At 69.1% G+C, this 14,714-nt stretch carries 12 protein-coding genes and 3 pseudogenes; 5 read left to right on the top strand and 10 right to left on the bottom strand.

The window, feature by feature from the left end; translation table 11 throughout:
• The first annotated feature begins 680 nt into the window (after positions 1-680).
• A complete protein-coding gene (locus AB0F82_RS16670) occupies positions 681-1,805 on the top strand; it encodes a heparin lyase I family protein (RefSeq protein ID WP_362627994.1) in 1,125 nt (374 codons plus the stop codon).
• 267 nt (positions 1,806-2,072) lie between these two features.
• On the opposite strand, the pseudogene AB0F82_RS16665 reads toward AB0F82_RS16670, so the two are convergent.
• A pseudogene (locus AB0F82_RS16665) lies at positions 2,073-2,195 on the bottom strand (HNH endonuclease); the annotation flags it as partial.
• 93 nt (positions 2,196-2,288) lie between these two features.
• On the opposite strand from AB0F82_RS16665, the gene AB0F82_RS16660 reads away from it, so the two are divergent.
• Positions 2,289-2,870, top strand: coding sequence for a dihydrofolate reductase family protein (locus tag AB0F82_RS16660; RefSeq protein ID WP_362628340.1), 582 nt, complete (start codon positions 2,289-2,291; stop codon positions 2,868-2,870).
• Positions 2,871-2,989: 119 nt separating this feature from the next.
• Here AB0F82_RS16660 and AB0F82_RS16655 read toward each other — a convergent pair whose 3' ends face one another.
• The 9 genes and pseudogenes from AB0F82_RS16655 to AB0F82_RS16615 form a co-directional block, all read right to left on the bottom strand.
• Positions 2,990-3,472 carry a hypothetical protein gene (locus AB0F82_RS16655; protein ID WP_362627991.1) on the bottom strand — a complete coding sequence of 161 codons (483 nt, stop codon included), beginning with the start codon at positions 3,470-3,472 and terminating at the stop codon, positions 2,990-2,992.
• Positions 3,469-4,833: a glycoside hydrolase family 15 protein gene (locus tag AB0F82_RS16650; protein WP_362627988.1), complete on the bottom strand. Its 1,365-nt coding sequence runs from the start codon at positions 4,831-4,833 to the stop codon at positions 3,469-3,471. The genes AB0F82_RS16655 and AB0F82_RS16650 overlap by 4 nt, the downstream gene beginning before the upstream one ends.
• A gap of 242 nt (positions 4,834-5,075) precedes the next feature.
• Positions 5,076-5,483 carry a J domain-containing protein gene (locus AB0F82_RS16645; protein WP_362627985.1) on the bottom strand — a complete coding sequence of 136 codons (408 nt, stop codon included), beginning with the start codon at positions 5,481-5,483 and terminating at the stop codon, positions 5,076-5,078.
• Positions 5,484-5,604: 121 nt separating this feature from the next.
• Positions 5,605-6,258, bottom strand: coding sequence for a nucleotide exchange factor GrpE (grpE, locus tag AB0F82_RS16640; protein WP_362627983.1), 654 nt, complete (start codon positions 6,256-6,258; stop codon positions 5,605-5,607).
• Complete coding sequence (gene dnaK / locus AB0F82_RS16635; RefSeq protein WP_362627980.1) at positions 6,255-8,117, bottom strand: molecular chaperone DnaK; 1,863 nt, start codon at positions 8,115-8,117, stop codon at positions 6,255-6,257. The genes grpE and dnaK overlap by 4 nt, the downstream gene beginning before the upstream one ends.
• 52 nt (positions 8,118-8,169) lie before the next feature.
• Positions 8,170-8,319, bottom strand: a complete 150-nt coding sequence (locus AB0F82_RS16630; protein WP_362627976.1) for a hypothetical protein — start codon at positions 8,317-8,319, stop codon at positions 8,170-8,172.
• Between the two features lie 118 nt (positions 8,320-8,437).
• Positions 8,438-8,869: an Hsp20/alpha crystallin family protein gene (locus tag AB0F82_RS16625; RefSeq protein ID WP_362627973.1), complete on the bottom strand. Its 432-nt coding sequence runs from the start codon at positions 8,867-8,869 to the stop codon at positions 8,438-8,440.
• Positions 8,870-9,165: 296 nt separating this feature from the next.
• Positions 9,166-10,297: pseudogene (locus AB0F82_RS16620) on the bottom strand (ATP-binding SpoIIE family protein phosphatase); the annotation flags it as partial.
• Between the two features lie 45 nt (positions 10,298-10,342).
• Positions 10,343-10,603, bottom strand: a pseudogene (locus AB0F82_RS16615) (PAS domain-containing protein); the annotation flags it as partial.
• Positions 10,604-10,916: 313 nt separating this feature from the next.
• Here AB0F82_RS16615 and AB0F82_RS16610 point away from each other — a divergent pair.
• The 3 genes from AB0F82_RS16610 to AB0F82_RS16600 all read left to right on the top strand — a co-directional run bounded on the left by AB0F82_RS16610 (position 10,917) and on the right by AB0F82_RS16600 (position 14,691).
• Positions 10,917-12,344, top strand: a complete 1,428-nt coding sequence (locus tag AB0F82_RS16610; protein WP_362627970.1) for a lipase maturation factor family protein — start codon at positions 10,917-10,919, stop codon at positions 12,342-12,344.
• A 569-nt stretch (positions 12,345-12,913) separates the two neighbouring features.
• Positions 12,914-14,053 (top strand): AAA family ATPase, encoded by a 1,140-nt coding sequence (locus AB0F82_RS16605; RefSeq protein WP_362627967.1) that lies wholly within the window; start codon positions 12,914-12,916, stop codon positions 14,051-14,053.
• The gene (locus AB0F82_RS16600) at positions 13,996-14,691 is read left to right on the top strand and encodes a tetratricopeptide repeat protein (RefSeq protein WP_362627964.1); all 696 of its coding nucleotides are present in this window, start codon (positions 13,996-13,998) and stop codon (positions 14,689-14,691) included. The genes AB0F82_RS16605 and AB0F82_RS16600 overlap by 58 nt, the downstream gene beginning before the upstream one ends.
• Positions 14,692-14,714 lie beyond the last annotated feature (23 nt).

Below are 14,714 nucleotides of genomic sequence, written 5' to 3'. Positions count from 1 at the left end.
CTTGATGCGGAGACGAGCGCCAACGCGACACGATCAAGAGATCACGGAACAATGCCCTCCACCGGGCGCACGCCCGCAGCGCCGGGCCAGATACCGCACGCGGGCGTGAATTCTCCAGCATTCGCAGCATTCACGGGCCAGTTCCCGCAACCGGCTTGCGTCACTACCCCGCGAAGCGGTCAATGGGGAACACCGGCGCCCACCAGCGTCGAACCCTTCCCATCCGGAAGGCCCTGTGCCCCCTCCCGTGCCAAGACGAGGGGGCACAGCCATGACCTGCGCCCAGCCGCCCACACGCCGGCAGGCGGTGTCGGTGGCCGTGGTGACGGACTGCTCGGCCGGTCCAGGTCGTGCTGCGTGTGGAGCGCGGGGAAGAAGCGGGGACGCCCCGCCTGACCGGCGCGCTGATGGCGCCGGGCCGCTCGGGCACCTGGCCTCGGGGAATGGCACCGGCGGTCCCGCGGTGGCGCGTTCGACGCTTCCCAACACCACCGTGCGCCGGGCCGTCGACCCTTGCACGGCCCCACCGCAGGGGGAAGAGTCCGTGCCCAACACCGAGAGCGTCGGACCGATCCGCGAAGCGTCTCCGGAGGAGCTCGCATATGAACCGATCGCATGCCAGGGCCTGGTTGTCGGCTCTTGTGTCAGCCGTGGCCGCCGTTGGGGTGGCGTTTGCGCCCGTGCAAACGGCGCAGGCTGACCCCGCCGGTGTACTGCGCACCCTCGACTGGGAGCAGTCCGCAGACCGCACCCTCCCCGCCGCGGCGCCCCCGAACCTCAACAAGCACTGGGCGACGGCGTACGGCGCGACCAACGTGACGTCCCCCGTTCGGGACGGCTCCCACGCCGCCCGATTCGAACTCCGCAAATCCGATCCCGTCGTCTCCAGCAGCAAACGCGCTGAAGTGTCCCAGCGTGACGATCAACCCGCCGGCGCCGAGCGCTGGTACGGCTTCAGCATCAACCTGCCGTCGACTTGGGTGGCCGACACCTCCGCTGAGATCGTCAGCCAGTGGCACCAGTGCGACTCGGGCTGCCCCGGCGGTTCCCCTCCTCTGGCCCTGCTCACCGACGAGGGCCGCTGGAAGATCGACTTCCGGGGCGAGATGATCGACCTGGGCCCGTACACCACGGGAGTCTGGGTCGACTGGGTCTTTCACGTGACCTGGCGTACGGACAGCACAGGCCTGCTCCAGGTATGGAGGAATGGTGAGCGGGTCCTACACCGGACAGGGGCGACGCACGGTGGGGGTCCGCGCTCGCCGTATTTCAAGTTCGGCATCTACAAATGGGATTGGAACACCGGCGCCCCCTCCAACACCACCGAGCGCGTCATGTACTACGACGCCGTGCGTCTGGGTGACGAACGAGCCGCCCACCGGGACGTGTCGCCGCAGCGGACCTGCACACGGCCGGTCACCCCTGTAGCCGCCTCCGCCTCCACCCACGAGCCCGCCAACCCGCCGACCCACGCGGTCGACGGCGACCTGGGGACACGTTGGTCCGGCCAGGGCTTCGGGGCAGCGCTCGTCATCGACACCGGCGCGGTCCGACAGCTGTGCGGCACGACCACGGCCTGGCACCGCGGGGACCTCAGGTGGAACGACTACACGGTGCACGTCTCGCCGGATGGCGTCTCGTACACCAAGGCCTGGGAAGGCCGCAGCTCCGGGACGACCCTGTCACCCGAGACCGTTCTCTTCGGCCAGGGGTCCCTGGACGCGCGCTACGTGAAGATCTCGTTCTGGGCGAATCCGGAGAACGATTGGGCGAGCATCACAGAGGCCCGACCCCTGGGGCTGTAGGCGACCGCCTCGTGAGTGGGAGGCACCCCGCCGTGTCCGGTGGCCGCCACCGCCGGACGCGGTGCCCGGCTGCGGTGGTCGTACCGCGGGCGCTCCGAGGGGGTGGACCCGCCCGCGGAGGGCGCCCGGCGGCCCCCTGCGGGCACGCGCGCCCATCTGGACCTTCATCCGGCCCCCGGCCGCCGAGGCGGGTGTGGTCGTCGACAACGCTCTGTGATCACGTACGCCACCGCGTCCACGGTCGTCAGGGAGACGGCTACCACCGGGCGAAACCCACGGCGCCCGCTCCGCCCCGTACCGGCACAGCGCGTCCGCGGACAGCGGCAGCCACTCCGCAGGATCCTGGTCGGCCTTGCTCCTGTTCGAGCGGTCTGTTACCGCCACGAGCGAGGCGGGCGGGCGTAGAAGGCCCAGCGACCCGTGGACAAGACCGACCGCTCACGACACGCTAATTTGGGCCGTCCCGAAGCAGAGGAGAGCCCCGTGGGCAAGGTGGTCATGTACAGCTCGGTGTCGGTGGACGGCTTCGTCGCGGACGACAACGACCAGCCCGGACCACTGTTCGACTGGTTGTCCAGCGGTGACGTCCCGTTGGACGAGAACGGCGAACTGAAGGTGTCGCAGACGTCCTACGACTACACCCGGCCGTACTGGGACCAGATCGGAGTCACGATCGTCGGCCGCCACGTCTTCGACCTGACGGACGGCTGGGGCGGGAAGCCTCCGGGTGGGATCGACCACGTGGTCGTCGTGTCGCACCGGCCGATGCCCGAGGGCTGGGATCCCGAGGCGCCGTTTCACTTCGTCGACGGCGTGGAGGCAGCCGTGGCCAAGGCGCAGGAGCTTGCGGGTGACCGCCTGGTCGAAGTCGCCGCCGGCGACGTCGGTGGCCAGGTGCTTGCCGCAGGCCTGATCGACGAGGTGCGCATGGACGTCGTACCCGTCGTGTTCGGGTCCGGCAAGCGCTACTTCGGGTCGGTCCACGCGCAGCACCTATTGGAGGATCCTGACGTGGTGATTCAGGGCAACCGGGTGCTTCACCTGCGCTATCGAGTGCGTAGTTGAGTCCGCTGCGAACGGTGACACAGGATCGGGCCTCCGGCGCTGCGTTTACGGATCGCTGTCCCTGGTCGGGCAGCCGACGCCGATCCGCCCCAACAACGGTGACGGGATCCCCGACCGTCTCAGGCACCGAGCTGGGTGAAGCCTCCGACGATGGCTCCGTACCCGATGGGGGCGAGGACGGTGACGACGGGAGTACTCGGTCCGTAGTTGAGCATGAGGAACCCGGGTGGTTCCAGAAGAGCCACCTCGGGGGCGCTGGTGAGCGTGCTGCCCATCCGGGGGTGGACGAGCGGCAGCAGAACGCCGACCAGCGCAGTGCCGGCGAACAGGCCGTGCAGAAGGCCGAAGAGGGCGCCGAGCCACCAGCCGGCCGTGCCGATCGCGACGAACACGGCGTAGTAGACGAACGCGAAGACCTCGCCGTTGACGAAGTGCATCAGATAGCCGACCACCTTGGCGCGTGTACGGTCGACGGTCACCACCGTGCCGAGGAGGAAGGGCAGGTCCATCCGCGTCAGGCGCATTTCGCCGGCGGCGCGCAATGCGGTGGTCAGCACAAGCGTGCCGGCGAAGGCGCCGGCGGCCGTTCCCCAGGCGCTCACCCGCCCGCCTCCTTGCCGGCTGCGTTGAGGGCGCAGGCGGCGCTGATGAGCGCCAGGTGGCTCAGCCCCTGGGGCACGTTTCCCAGGAAGTCACCGGTGACCGGGTCGATCTCCTCGCTGTAGAGGCCCACGTCGTTGGCCAGACGGACCAGGTCGTCCATCAGTTCGGTTGCCAGGGCGCGCTGTCCGGTGCGGGCGAAGGATTCGGCGAGCCAGAAGGAGCAGGCGAGGAACGCGCCCTCGGGTCCGCTCAGGCCGTCTTCGCCGGAGTAGCGGTCGACGAACGGCCCGTGCCGCAGTTCCAGCCCCACGGCCGTGATCGTCGCTTCCATGCGCCGGACGTCGCCGTCGTAGCCGTAGAGGTGGCCGAGGAGGACGGCGGCGTCCAGGTCCTCGCTGCCGGCGGAGCGCACGTAGCAGTTGCGGCGTGGTGACACGCACCGGGTCTCGATGAACGTGGCGATCTCCTCGCGGGCGGAGCGCCAACGGGCCAGGTGCCGATCCGGAATCAAGTGGCGCTCGGCGAGGTGTGCCGCACGGTCGAGCGCCACCCAGCACATCATCTTCGACTGGGTGAAGTGGCGGGGGGCGCTGCCGACCTCCCAGATGCCGGAGTCGGGATGCTGCCACACGGTGCAGACCACGTCGGCGAGTTCCGCGAGGCGCCGGGCGACGTCCGCGTCCAGCCGTCCGGCGGCCCGTGCGTACAGCCAGGCGGTCTGCATCAGCTCGCCGTAGGTGTCGAGCTGGACCTGGCCGGCCGCCGCGTTGCCGATGCGGACAGGCGACGAGCCACGGTAGCCCTCCCACGGGAGGACCCGTTCCGGGGCGTGGGCGCCCCCGTTCAGCTGGTAGAGGACCTGCAGGCGGGGGTGGGTGAGCTGTGAGGCGTGCATCAGCCACCAGAAGTAGGCACGTGCTTCCGCGGGGCAGCCGAGCTGGAGGAAGGCTGCCAGCGTGAAGGCGGAGTCGCGGACCCACGAGAAGCGGTAGTCCCAGTTGCGCTCGCCGCCGATGTGTTCGGGCAGTGAGGTCGTCACCGCGGCCGCTATCGCTCCCGACGGGGCGAAGACCAGTAGTTTCAAGGTCAGCAGGCTGCGCATCACGGCCTGGTGCCACCTGCCGGTGTAGAGCCGGTCGTCCGCCCAGCGGCGCCAGGCCGCGCACGTGCGGTCCAGTCGTACGTCGCATTCGGCGCGGGCCGGCAGGACCAGCGGTTCCTGGTGAGCGAACGGCATGGCGATCAGGGCACTCCCGCCCGGCGCCGTGAGGAAGCTGCCGTTGATCGCATCCTTCTCGCACCGGGGTTCGCCGGCCTCCCATGCACATACGGCGAGCGCGTCACTGCCGGCTGTCGCCACCGGGACTCCCGCGCGCCGGGCCAACCGCGTGGTGCGGGTGCCGTAGCCGAAGCGAGGCTGAACGCTCCACCGCACCGGCACGGCCCCCGATATGCCGTCGATGCGGCGTTGCAGACGGCTTGGGCGAGCCAGGAATCGAGGCCTGCCTGGAACCCCGCCCCGGACAATGCTGCGTCCGGCTGCGGCCTGCCACCTGAATGGACCAGAGCGCGCTCATCGTATTCCGGAAGCCATTGCAGGAATTACATGCCGTAAAACAGCCAGGCCACGAGTCGGTCGAATGGGTCTACGTGCGGCAGTGAAACAAGCGTGCGAGGGTACTCCGCGGAGTGCAGGTGTGGGCCGTGTGGTCGGGCGCCAGCGTCCGTTGCGGACCTGACTCGTACAGGTATCCGTACCGGACGACTCGCGGCCTGCCGCTCTTGGCCGCGTTCGGTGTCATAGGCGGAACGCCTCAGTGGGTCGTGCAGGGTTTGGTAAGCGTCGATGACTGCGGCGAGTTCTGCATCGGCCGAGGCCACGCCGGGGCGGGCGTCAGGGTGCAGGGCACGGATCAGCATGCGATAGGCGCTGGTGATCTGCTCCGGCGACGCCTCCGCCCGGAGGCCGAGGACGGCGTAATGGTCGCGCGCCGGGCGCGAGCCGCTCATTTCTCTCACCTCCGAAGTGTCCGGAGCTGCCCTTTCACCGTCTTAAAACGTTCGGGGGATGCTGTCAAGGGAGGTCGGTTTTCTCGGCCTCCCCACCTCCCCCACACCCGACGGTGCTGTGTCAGGCGGATGGCGGCTTGGCGCTGCCGTGTCCTGGCCGGGCTTGGTCCGGTGGTTCGCCCACCGTGACCTGGGCCGGGCGCAAGAGGTGTTGTCCGACGCGGTAGCCGGGCCGCAGCACCGTTGTGCAGGTCGGCTGGTCGACCTCGTCGGAGCGCTGATAGGAGATCGCCTCGTGCCGGGTGGGGTCGAAGACTTCGCCCGGGGTACCGACTTCCTGCAGGCCGAGGGTGGCGAGCTGGGTTTCCAGTGTGTCGGCGACCGCCCGGAAGCCCGGGTCGAGTTCACCGTGCTCGCGTGCCTGGTCAATCGCGTCCAGGACGGGAAGCAGCCCTCCCAGGACGTTGGCGACCGCGATTTCCCGTATCGCGAGGCGGTCGCGCTGCACCCGCTTGCGGTAGTTGTCGTACTCGGCCTTCAGACGCTGCAGGTCGGCGGTGCGCTCCGCGAGCTGCGTCTCCCAGGCGTCGGGCGGGCTGCCCGTGGCCGGAGGGCCGGGAGTACCCGGCCCTCCGGCGCGTGGCTGCGCCTCCTGTTGCGCGGGAGCGCTGTCGGGGGCCCTCAGCTGGAGGGTGACGGGGTCGATGCGTCGCTTGTCGCGGATGACGACGGGCGGCTGCCTGCGCGGCTCGTCGAAGGACTTCGGCCGGCTCATCCCGTGTCTCCTCTCGCCTTCTCCTCGTCGACGATCTCCGCGTCGACGACTTCCTCGTCCTCTCCTGACGGCTCGCCGCCGGATCCCGCTGCGCCGCCGCCGGCGGCGCCCTGACTGTCGGCGTAGAGAGCGGTGCCGATCTTCTGGGCGGCCGCGCTGGCGCGCTGTGTCGCGTTGCGGATGGCCGTGGCGTCCTCGCCCTTGAGCGCTTCCTTCAGCTCGGCGACGGCGGACTCGACCTCGGTCCTGAGGTCGGCCGGGATCTTGCCCTCGTTCTCGCGCAGCAGCTTCTCGGTCTGGTAGACGAGCTGTTCGGCGCTGTTGCGGGTCTCTGCCTCCTCCTTGCGGCGGCGGTCCTCCTCGGCGTGCTGCTCGGCCTCGCGAACCATGCGGTCGATGTCCTGGCGGGGCAGGGAGGAGCCGCCGGTGACGGTCATCTTCTGCTCCTTGCCCGTGCCGAGGTCCTTGGCCGTGACGTGCATGATGCCGTTCGCGTCGATGTCGAAGGACACCTCGATCTGCGGGACGCCACGCGGGGCCGGGGGCAGGCCGGTCAGCTCGAACATGCCGAGCTTCTTGTTGTACGCCGCGATCTCGCGCTCGCCCTGGTAGACCTGGATCTGCACGGACGGCTGGTTGTCCTCGGCCGTCGTGAAGATCTCGGACCGCTTGGTCGGGATCGTGGTGTTGCGCTCGATGAGCTTGGTCATGATGCCGCCCTTGGTCTCGATGCCGAGGGACAGCGGGGTCACGTCGAGGAGCAGAACGTCCTTCACTTCACCCTTCAGGACACCGGCCTGGAGAGTGGCGCCCATGGCGACGACCTCGTCCGGATTGACGCCCTTGTGGGGATCCTTGCCCGTCAGCTCCTTCACCAACTCCGTCACGGCCGGCATGCGGGTGGAGCCGCCGACCAGGATGACGTGGTCGATGTCCGCGACCTTGATCTTCGCGTCCTTGACCGCGTTGTGGAAAGGCGCCTTGCAGCGCTCCAGGAGGTCGGCGGTCAGCTGCTCGAACTGCGAGCGCGTGAGCTTCTCGTCCAGGTGCAGCGGGCCCTGGGCGGAGGCCGAGATGTAGGGCAGGTTGATCGTCGTCTCCGTCGCGGCGGACAGTTCGATCTTCGCCTTCTCGGCGGCCTCGCGCAGACGCTGGAGCGCCATCCTGTCCTTGGACAGGTCGATGCCGTAGCCGTTCTGGAACTGCTTCACCAGGTGATCGACGATCTTCTGGTCCCAGTCGTCTCCGCCGAGGTGGGTGTCGCCGTTGGTGGACTTGACCTCCACCAGTCCCTCGCCGATCTCCAGCAGCGACACGTCGAAGGTGCCGCCGCCCAGGTCGAAGACGAGGATCGTCTGGTCGTTCTCCTTGTCCAGGCCGTACGCCAGCGCGGCGGAGGTGGGCTCGTTGATGATCCGCAGCACCTTCAGACCCGCGATCTCGCCGGCTTCCTTCGTCGCGGTGCGCTGGGAGTCGTTGAAGTAGGCCGGCACCGTGATCACGGCGTCCGTGACGTCCTCGCCGAGGTACGCCTCCGCGTCACGCTTCAGCTTCTGCAGCACCCGCGCAGAGATCTCCTGCGCCGTGTACCGCTTGCCGTCGATGTCGCCGCTGACGGGGAAGCGCCAGCCCGTGTCGCCGATGTGGCGCTTGACCGACCGCGCGGTGCGGTCGACGTTCGTCACCGCCTGCCGCTTGGCGATCTCTCCGACCAGGACATCTCCGCCCTTGCCGAAGGCCACCACGGAAGGGGTGGTCCTGTTTCCTTCGGTGTTGGTGATGACCGTGGGCTCGCCGCCCTCCAGGACCGCGACGACGGAGTTGGTCGTGCCCAGGTCGATCCCGACTGCGCGTGCCATCATCCGCTCCTCTCAAGTCAACGAACTCAAAATCGATGAGCCTCTCGGCTGTTCACTTCCTCGTGTTCACATCCTCGGTCCTCGTGTTCACATCCTCGGGCCGGGCCGAGCAGGGCCGCAGGACGTCGAGGCCGTAGCAGTCGCAGAGGTGTCCGTCGGCGCGCGCTCTGATCACGGCGGCGGGAGGCGGTGTTTCGGACATGGCCGCCACCTCGCCCTCGTTCCTGGCCGGCTCGGCAGCTACGGAGGGAGGCCGGAGAGCGCCCCGAAAGGCGGCCGGCGCACCCTCCCGCGCCCTCCGTGTTCCTGCGGGGCGTCCGTCAGGCGTTGATCGCCTTGCGGGAGCCCTCTGCGGCCCTGATTTCGATCTTCCGAGGCGGCGCCTCGTCGGCCACGGGGATGCTCAGCCTCAGTACCCCGGCTTCGTAGGACGCCTCGATGCGGTCGGTGTCCAGCGTCTCGCCGAGGAACAGCCGGCGGCTGAAGGTCCCGGAGGCGCGCTCCGCGATCAGCACGTCACTGCTCTGTGAGGAGGCGGTGGTTCGCCGCTCCGCCCTGATGCTGAGGACGTTCCGTTCGACGTCCAGGTCGATGGACTCGGGGTCGACCCCGGGCAGGTCCAGCTCGACGACGAAGGCCTCCCCCTCACGGAAGGCGTCCATGGACATGGCTTCCGGCCGGGCCCCAGTACTCAGAAGCTGCTGAGTGAGCCGGTCCAGTTCCCGGAAAGGATCGGTCCGCATGAGCATCATCGCTCACTCCTTTCCCGCTCGTCACAGATGCACATGGCAACACCACCTATATAGCGCGCACTAAGAAAGTTGACAAGAGTCGACTCAAGCAGTGCTGGGAGGCGATCACATCGAAGGCACAGCGGCCCCACCTCTGGTCGGGCCCCCGCGTCAGACCGGGCCCAAGCCCGAGTCGGTAGCTCCACCCTTGTTCGTTGACGAGCGCGCGCCAGGGTCCTGCGGCGTGGCCGGGCGTGGCCGTGGAGTCGATTGCGAACGCTACGGGCCGGAGGTCACGCGTCGGCGACTCGACGGTCTTACGTCGCCGCAGGGAAACCGGGGTCAGCGGATCTGCGCGGTTCGTCGCGCCAGGACTGCTCGGCCCATATGGTCTTGCCGGTCGAGTTGTGCCGGGTGCCCCAGCGCTTGGAGAGCCGACCGACCAGAAACAGGCCTCGGCCGCCTTCGTCCAGGTCGTGTGCCCGGCGGGGGTGAGGGGAGGTGCTGCTGCCGTCCGAAACCTCGCATATGAGGCTGCCGTCGTGGATCAGGCGCAGCTCGATGGGGGCGTCAGCGTGGCGGATGGCGTTGGGGACCAGTTCGCTGACGATCACCTCGGTGGTGGGAACGGCCTCGGGCAGCCCCCATCTCAGCAATTGGGCCGTGGCGCGGCTGCGCGCCCGGGGTACGGCGGACGGCTCGCCGGGCACCGTCCAGGACGCCACATGGGAGGCCGCGAGCGCACGGGTCCGGGCCACCAGGAGTGCCACGTCGTCGCCGGGCGTGTCGGGCAGTAGCGTCTCGACGACCGTGTCGCACACGTCGTCCAGGGATGTCGGGGGGTGGGTGAGCGCCGTCCGTAGCCGGTGGAGTCCGACGCCGATGTCACGGCCTCGGGCCTCGATCAGGCCGTCGGTGTAGAGGACCAGCAGACTGCCCGGGGGTACGGGGAAGGCGGCGGCCTCGAAGGCCACGCCTCCCACGCCCAGCGGCGGGCCGGTGTCTACAGCAACGAAGTCGGCGGTGCCGTCCCGCGACACGATCACCGGCGGCGGGTGGCCGGCGCTGGCGAGCGAGCAGTGGCGCGAGACCGGGTCGTACACCAGGTAGAGGCACGTCGCTCCGACCTCTCCGCCGGCCTCCGCGTTCTGCCGTGCCTCTTCCAGTCAGATCGTCGAGGTCGGTCAGGAGTTCGTCCGGGGGAAGGTCGATGTCGGCGAGGGTGCGGACCGCGGTGCGCAGGCATCCCATCGCGGCGGACGCATAGATTCCGTGGCCGACGACGTCTCCGACGACCAGCGCTACACGGGCGCCGGACAAGGCGATGACGTCGAACCAGTCGCCGCCGACACCTGCCTTCGGATCCGCGGGCAGGTAGCGGACGGCTGTTTCCACGGCTTGCTGGATCGGGGGCCGCTGGCGCAGCAGGCTCCTCTGAAGGGCCAGTGCGGCTCCGCCACTCTCCTGGGGCACGGCGGCCTGCACGAACCATTGGATCTGCCCCTGACCGTCGAGCAGTGGACAGGCGTGCAGATCCACCTCGACACGGCGGCCGGACTCGTCCTGCAGCACGGCTCGCCCGATCCATGCCTGCTGCTGGACCAGGTGCCGCCGGGCGGAGTCAGGGAGGCCGTCGGCCAAAAGATCGGACGCGGCGCGCCGCACCACGTCCTGCGCCGCGTAGCCGAGCAGCAGCTGCGCACCCGCACTCCAAGCCGAGACCCTTCCCCGTGCATCGACAGCCGCCGCAGCCATCTCCGTCGCCGGGACGAAACCATTGCCACTGCGATCCAGCAGGGCACCAGGCCCGCTGCTCATTTTCGTGTAGCACCGACTCGGCGCATGTCCCCACGCCCCTTGTCCTGCACAGGACCTGTCATTCCATTTCTACATAAGCCAAAGTGTTTGAAGTTTCAAGAGGCATTTCGAACGGGGTGGGGCACCCTCCGGCGCGGCCTCTGCACTGGCCGCCCGCCGGAGGGAAGGTGGAGGTGGGGAAGGCGAAGCGGATATCCCGGCATTCGGCCGGGATGGAAGTGGGACGCAGGACGCCACGCCAGGAGGAGTCGTGGAGTGGTTCACGGACGGTGATTACTGGCTGAGCCGACTCGTGTTCCAGCGAGGTCTGGCCGTGCTCTATGCCATCGCCTTCCTGAGCACCGTCAATCAGTTCCGGGCGCTCATCGGTGAGCGCGGCCTGCTGCCGGTTCCGCGTTTCGTCGCGGCCGTTCCCTTCCGGAGATCGCCCAGCATCTTCCAGCTCCATTACTCCGACCGCTTCTTCGCGATCACCGCCTGGACGGGCACCGTGCTTTCCGTGGCGCTCGCCGTGGGCGCGGCCGACCGGGTACCGCTGTGGGCGTCGATGCTGATGTGGGCGGTGCTGTGGGTCCTCTACCTCTCCGTCGTCAACGTCGGTCAGACGTGGTTCGGCTTCATGTGGGAGTCGCTGCTGCTCGAAGCGGGCTTCTTGGCGATCTTCCTCGGGAACGAGGACGTGGCGCCTCCGGTGCTGGTGCTGTTCCTGCTGCGCTGGCTGCTGTTCCGGTTGGAGTTCGGCGCCGGACTGATCAAGCTGCGTCACGATCCGTGCTGGCGCGACCTGACCTGCTTGCACTACCACCACGAGACCCAGCCGATGCCAGGCCCCCTGACCTGGCTTTTCCACCGCTTGCCCCGGCCGCTGCACCGGGTCGAGGTCGCGGCCAGCCACGTCGCGCAGCTCGTCGCTCCGGTCATGCTGTTCGCGCCACAGCCGATCGCGAGCGTGACCGCCGGGTTCATCGTCGTCACGCAGCTCTGGCTCGTGGCGTCGGGAAACTTCGCATGGCTCAACTGGCTGACCATCCTCCTCGCGGTCACCGCGATCGACGGCGCGCGAGCCGCAGACGCGCTGGGCCTGTCCGATCCCCCAGCCTTTGCCGCCCCGCCGAGCTGGTACGAGAGCACGGTGCTCGTCGTCACCGGCCTCATGGCGCTGCTCAGCTACTGGCCGGTACGCAACCTGCTCTCCCGCCACCAGGTCATGAACTACTCCTTCAACCCCTTCCACCTGATGAACACCTACGGAGCCTTCGGCAGCATCGAGCGCACGCGCTACGAGGTGGTGCTCGAAGGCACCGACGAACCGGAGATCACCGACGCCACGGTGTGGCAGGAGTACGAATTCAAGGGCAAGCCCGGTGACGTGCGCCGCATGCCCCGGCAGGTGGCCCCCTACCACCTGCGGCTCGACTGGATGATGTGGTTCGCGGCAATCTCACCCGCATACGCAAGGCCCTGGTTCACGGCCTTCCTCGTCAAACTGCTCGACAACGACCCGGTCGTCCTCAAGCTGCTGCGTCACAACCCCTTCCCGTCGTCCCCGCCCACGTTCCTGCGCGCCCGCCTCTACCGCTACCGCTTCACCGACCGCCACGAGTTGCGAGAAACCCGCGCCTGGTGGCACCGCACCTTGGTGGGGGAATACGTCCCCGCCGTCACCAAGGCAGGATGAAGCCCTCCCGTCCCGCCCCTGGCTGCCGGACATTCGCGGCAAGGTCCGAGCGCGGCTTGGTTGCCACCCATCCGCAGCGTACTGACGGGGTGGAACTCCAGGACGCCACCCCGTCAGCGCGGGCCCTGACGAAAAGTTTTCACGGGTAGCTGAAAGTGGAAGGGCGGGAAGGAGTCCTCCACAACCACCGGATCACCCGGTCAGGTCGGGGGTTTCTGCGTGCGCCGGCCAAGCCGGCGCGGCGTGCGTCCTCATCACGGTCAGGACAGCGGACTTCGGGCTGGGGCGTCGGGGCTGGAGGCGGCCACGGGCGAACTGGTGTCGGCCTTGAGTCCGTCCGCGATGGCGTTCGTGAAGGCATCGGCCGCCTTCGTCTCCATTCGTCGGCCGGAACAGCGTCTGCCGGTCTGCTGCTTCGGCCGATGCCGCCTCAGATCCTCTTCTACGCTCGCCCTATGAGTTCGGTGAGGCCCGGGGGGCAGCGTGCGCGCAAGGGGTGCATGGGCAGGTTCGGTGGTTGCGGCCGCCGCAGCAGTGGCCGCCGCCGCGTCGGCCGTGGTCACGATTACGTGACGGACGTCCTGCCCGAATGGGCCCAGGACCCGTGGGTGGTGTGGCCGGTCTTCGTCGTCTCGGTTGCCGTCGCCGCCACGCTGGCCGTTGCGGGTCGCCGGCTCGACAACAGCGGCGGGACGGGACACGGACGGCTGGTGTCGCTCGAACGGGTCCTGGCCGGTCGGATGGAATCCCTGTCGGTCCCCAGCGGGGACGGCCCTGTCCGCGGGCGCACGGACGAGCTCGCGGCACTGCGTCGCATGCTGAGGCGACCCGAGGAACGGCTGGCGGTGCTGTGCGGGGTGGGTGGCGTGGGCAAGACGACGATCGCAGCCGCCTTGGCCGACATCGCTCGCGCCGAAGGCGTGCGCGTCTTCTGGGTGCGCTGGCGCGGGCAGGCCGAACCGGCCGAACAGATGGCCCGCATCGCCCTGGAGCCCGGGCTTACCGAGGAGCGGCTGGAGGAAGCACGATCCGGGCGGGCGGGCCTGCCCGATGTCGTATGGGAGCACCTGAACCGGACGGGCCGGCGGCTGGTGGTCCTGGACAACCTCGACGAACCGGGTGCCGTGGGGCCCGGTGGTGAGCCGGTGGCGGGCTACCGGGGATGGGTGCGGCCCGGCAACCGTGGTCTGCTGCTGGTGACCAGCCGGGACGGCGACACCGCCGTGTGGGGTGGCCGGGCCGAGCTCTTGCGGGTGAAACCGCTGGCCCCTGCGGCGGGCGGGCAGGTACTCGTCGACGCTGCCCCCCAGGCCGGCACAGCGCTGGAGGCCGAGCGCCTGGCCATCCGGCTCGGCGGGCTTCCCCTCGCCCTGCAAGCCGCTGGCCGGTATCTCGCCGCGCCCGCGCCCGGCAGCCGCTACCGCTCCTTCACCGCGTACGAGGAAGCCCTGGACGGCCACCTGGCCACATTGCTCGGAGCCGAGGACCCGGGCGGAGGGGATCCGGAGGCCGCACGACGGCTGGTCCGCTACACCTGGGAACTGCCCCTCGACCAACTCGACACGAACGGGGTCAGCCTCGCCCGCCGGTGCTGCGTCTGCTGTCTCTTTTGGCGGCCGCCCCCGTGCCGGTCTCCGTCCTCAGCCCGGAGATGGTCACCGCCGCCTGCGGCTTGCCGGCCACGCCTGTGTCGGTCGAGACCGCCGTGAACGGACTCCACACCTATGGCCTCCTCGACCGCCCCGCCCCTGTCAACGGCACGCCAGCCCTCGGGCAGGTCATCCTCCATCCCCTCGTCCGCGAGATCACCGCTCTCGCCCTCCGTGCTGAGACCCTGGACTTGGACAGCTGGAGCCGCGCCCTGACCACGCGCTTGGCAGCGGTCGTGGACGACGCCGCAGACGCCGGCAGGTTCGGCTGGAACACCAGCAGACTCCTTGCCCCCCATGCCCTTGCCGTCACACGGCTCACCACAGATGCCCGGACCATGGGTCGCATCCTGGGCAGGCTTTCGGTCAGTATTCGCCGAGCCGGGCATCCTGAACCAGCGGTCTGTTTGGGGGAACGAGCCCTTGAACTCCTCCAGTCGGAACAGGGGAACGATCACGCCGACGTTCTGAGGTGTCGCAACAGCCTCGCCAACGCCCTGCACGAGCTCGGCCGGTACCAGGCCGCTGCGGACCTCCACCAGCAGACCCTCGCCGACCGTGAGCGCACGCTGGGGCCGGACCACCCCCCCGCCCCCGCCGCAGTCGCGACAACCTCGCCCGGCTCGGAACCCAGGCGCCAACCGAGCGGACCGGTCGACAGCGTTGGGGGATTTCAGGAGCCGAAGGGGCACGGATGAGTAGTCCTGGATCCGGGGCCAGA

This window comes from Streptomyces virginiae (assembly GCF_040638905.1).
Classification (GTDB): domain Bacteria; phylum Actinomycetota; class Actinomycetes; order Streptomycetales; family Streptomycetaceae; genus Streptomyces; species Streptomyces virginiae_B.
Note: the sequence above shows the minus strand (reverse complement) of the source record. Positions and strands in the feature narration are given on the sequence as shown.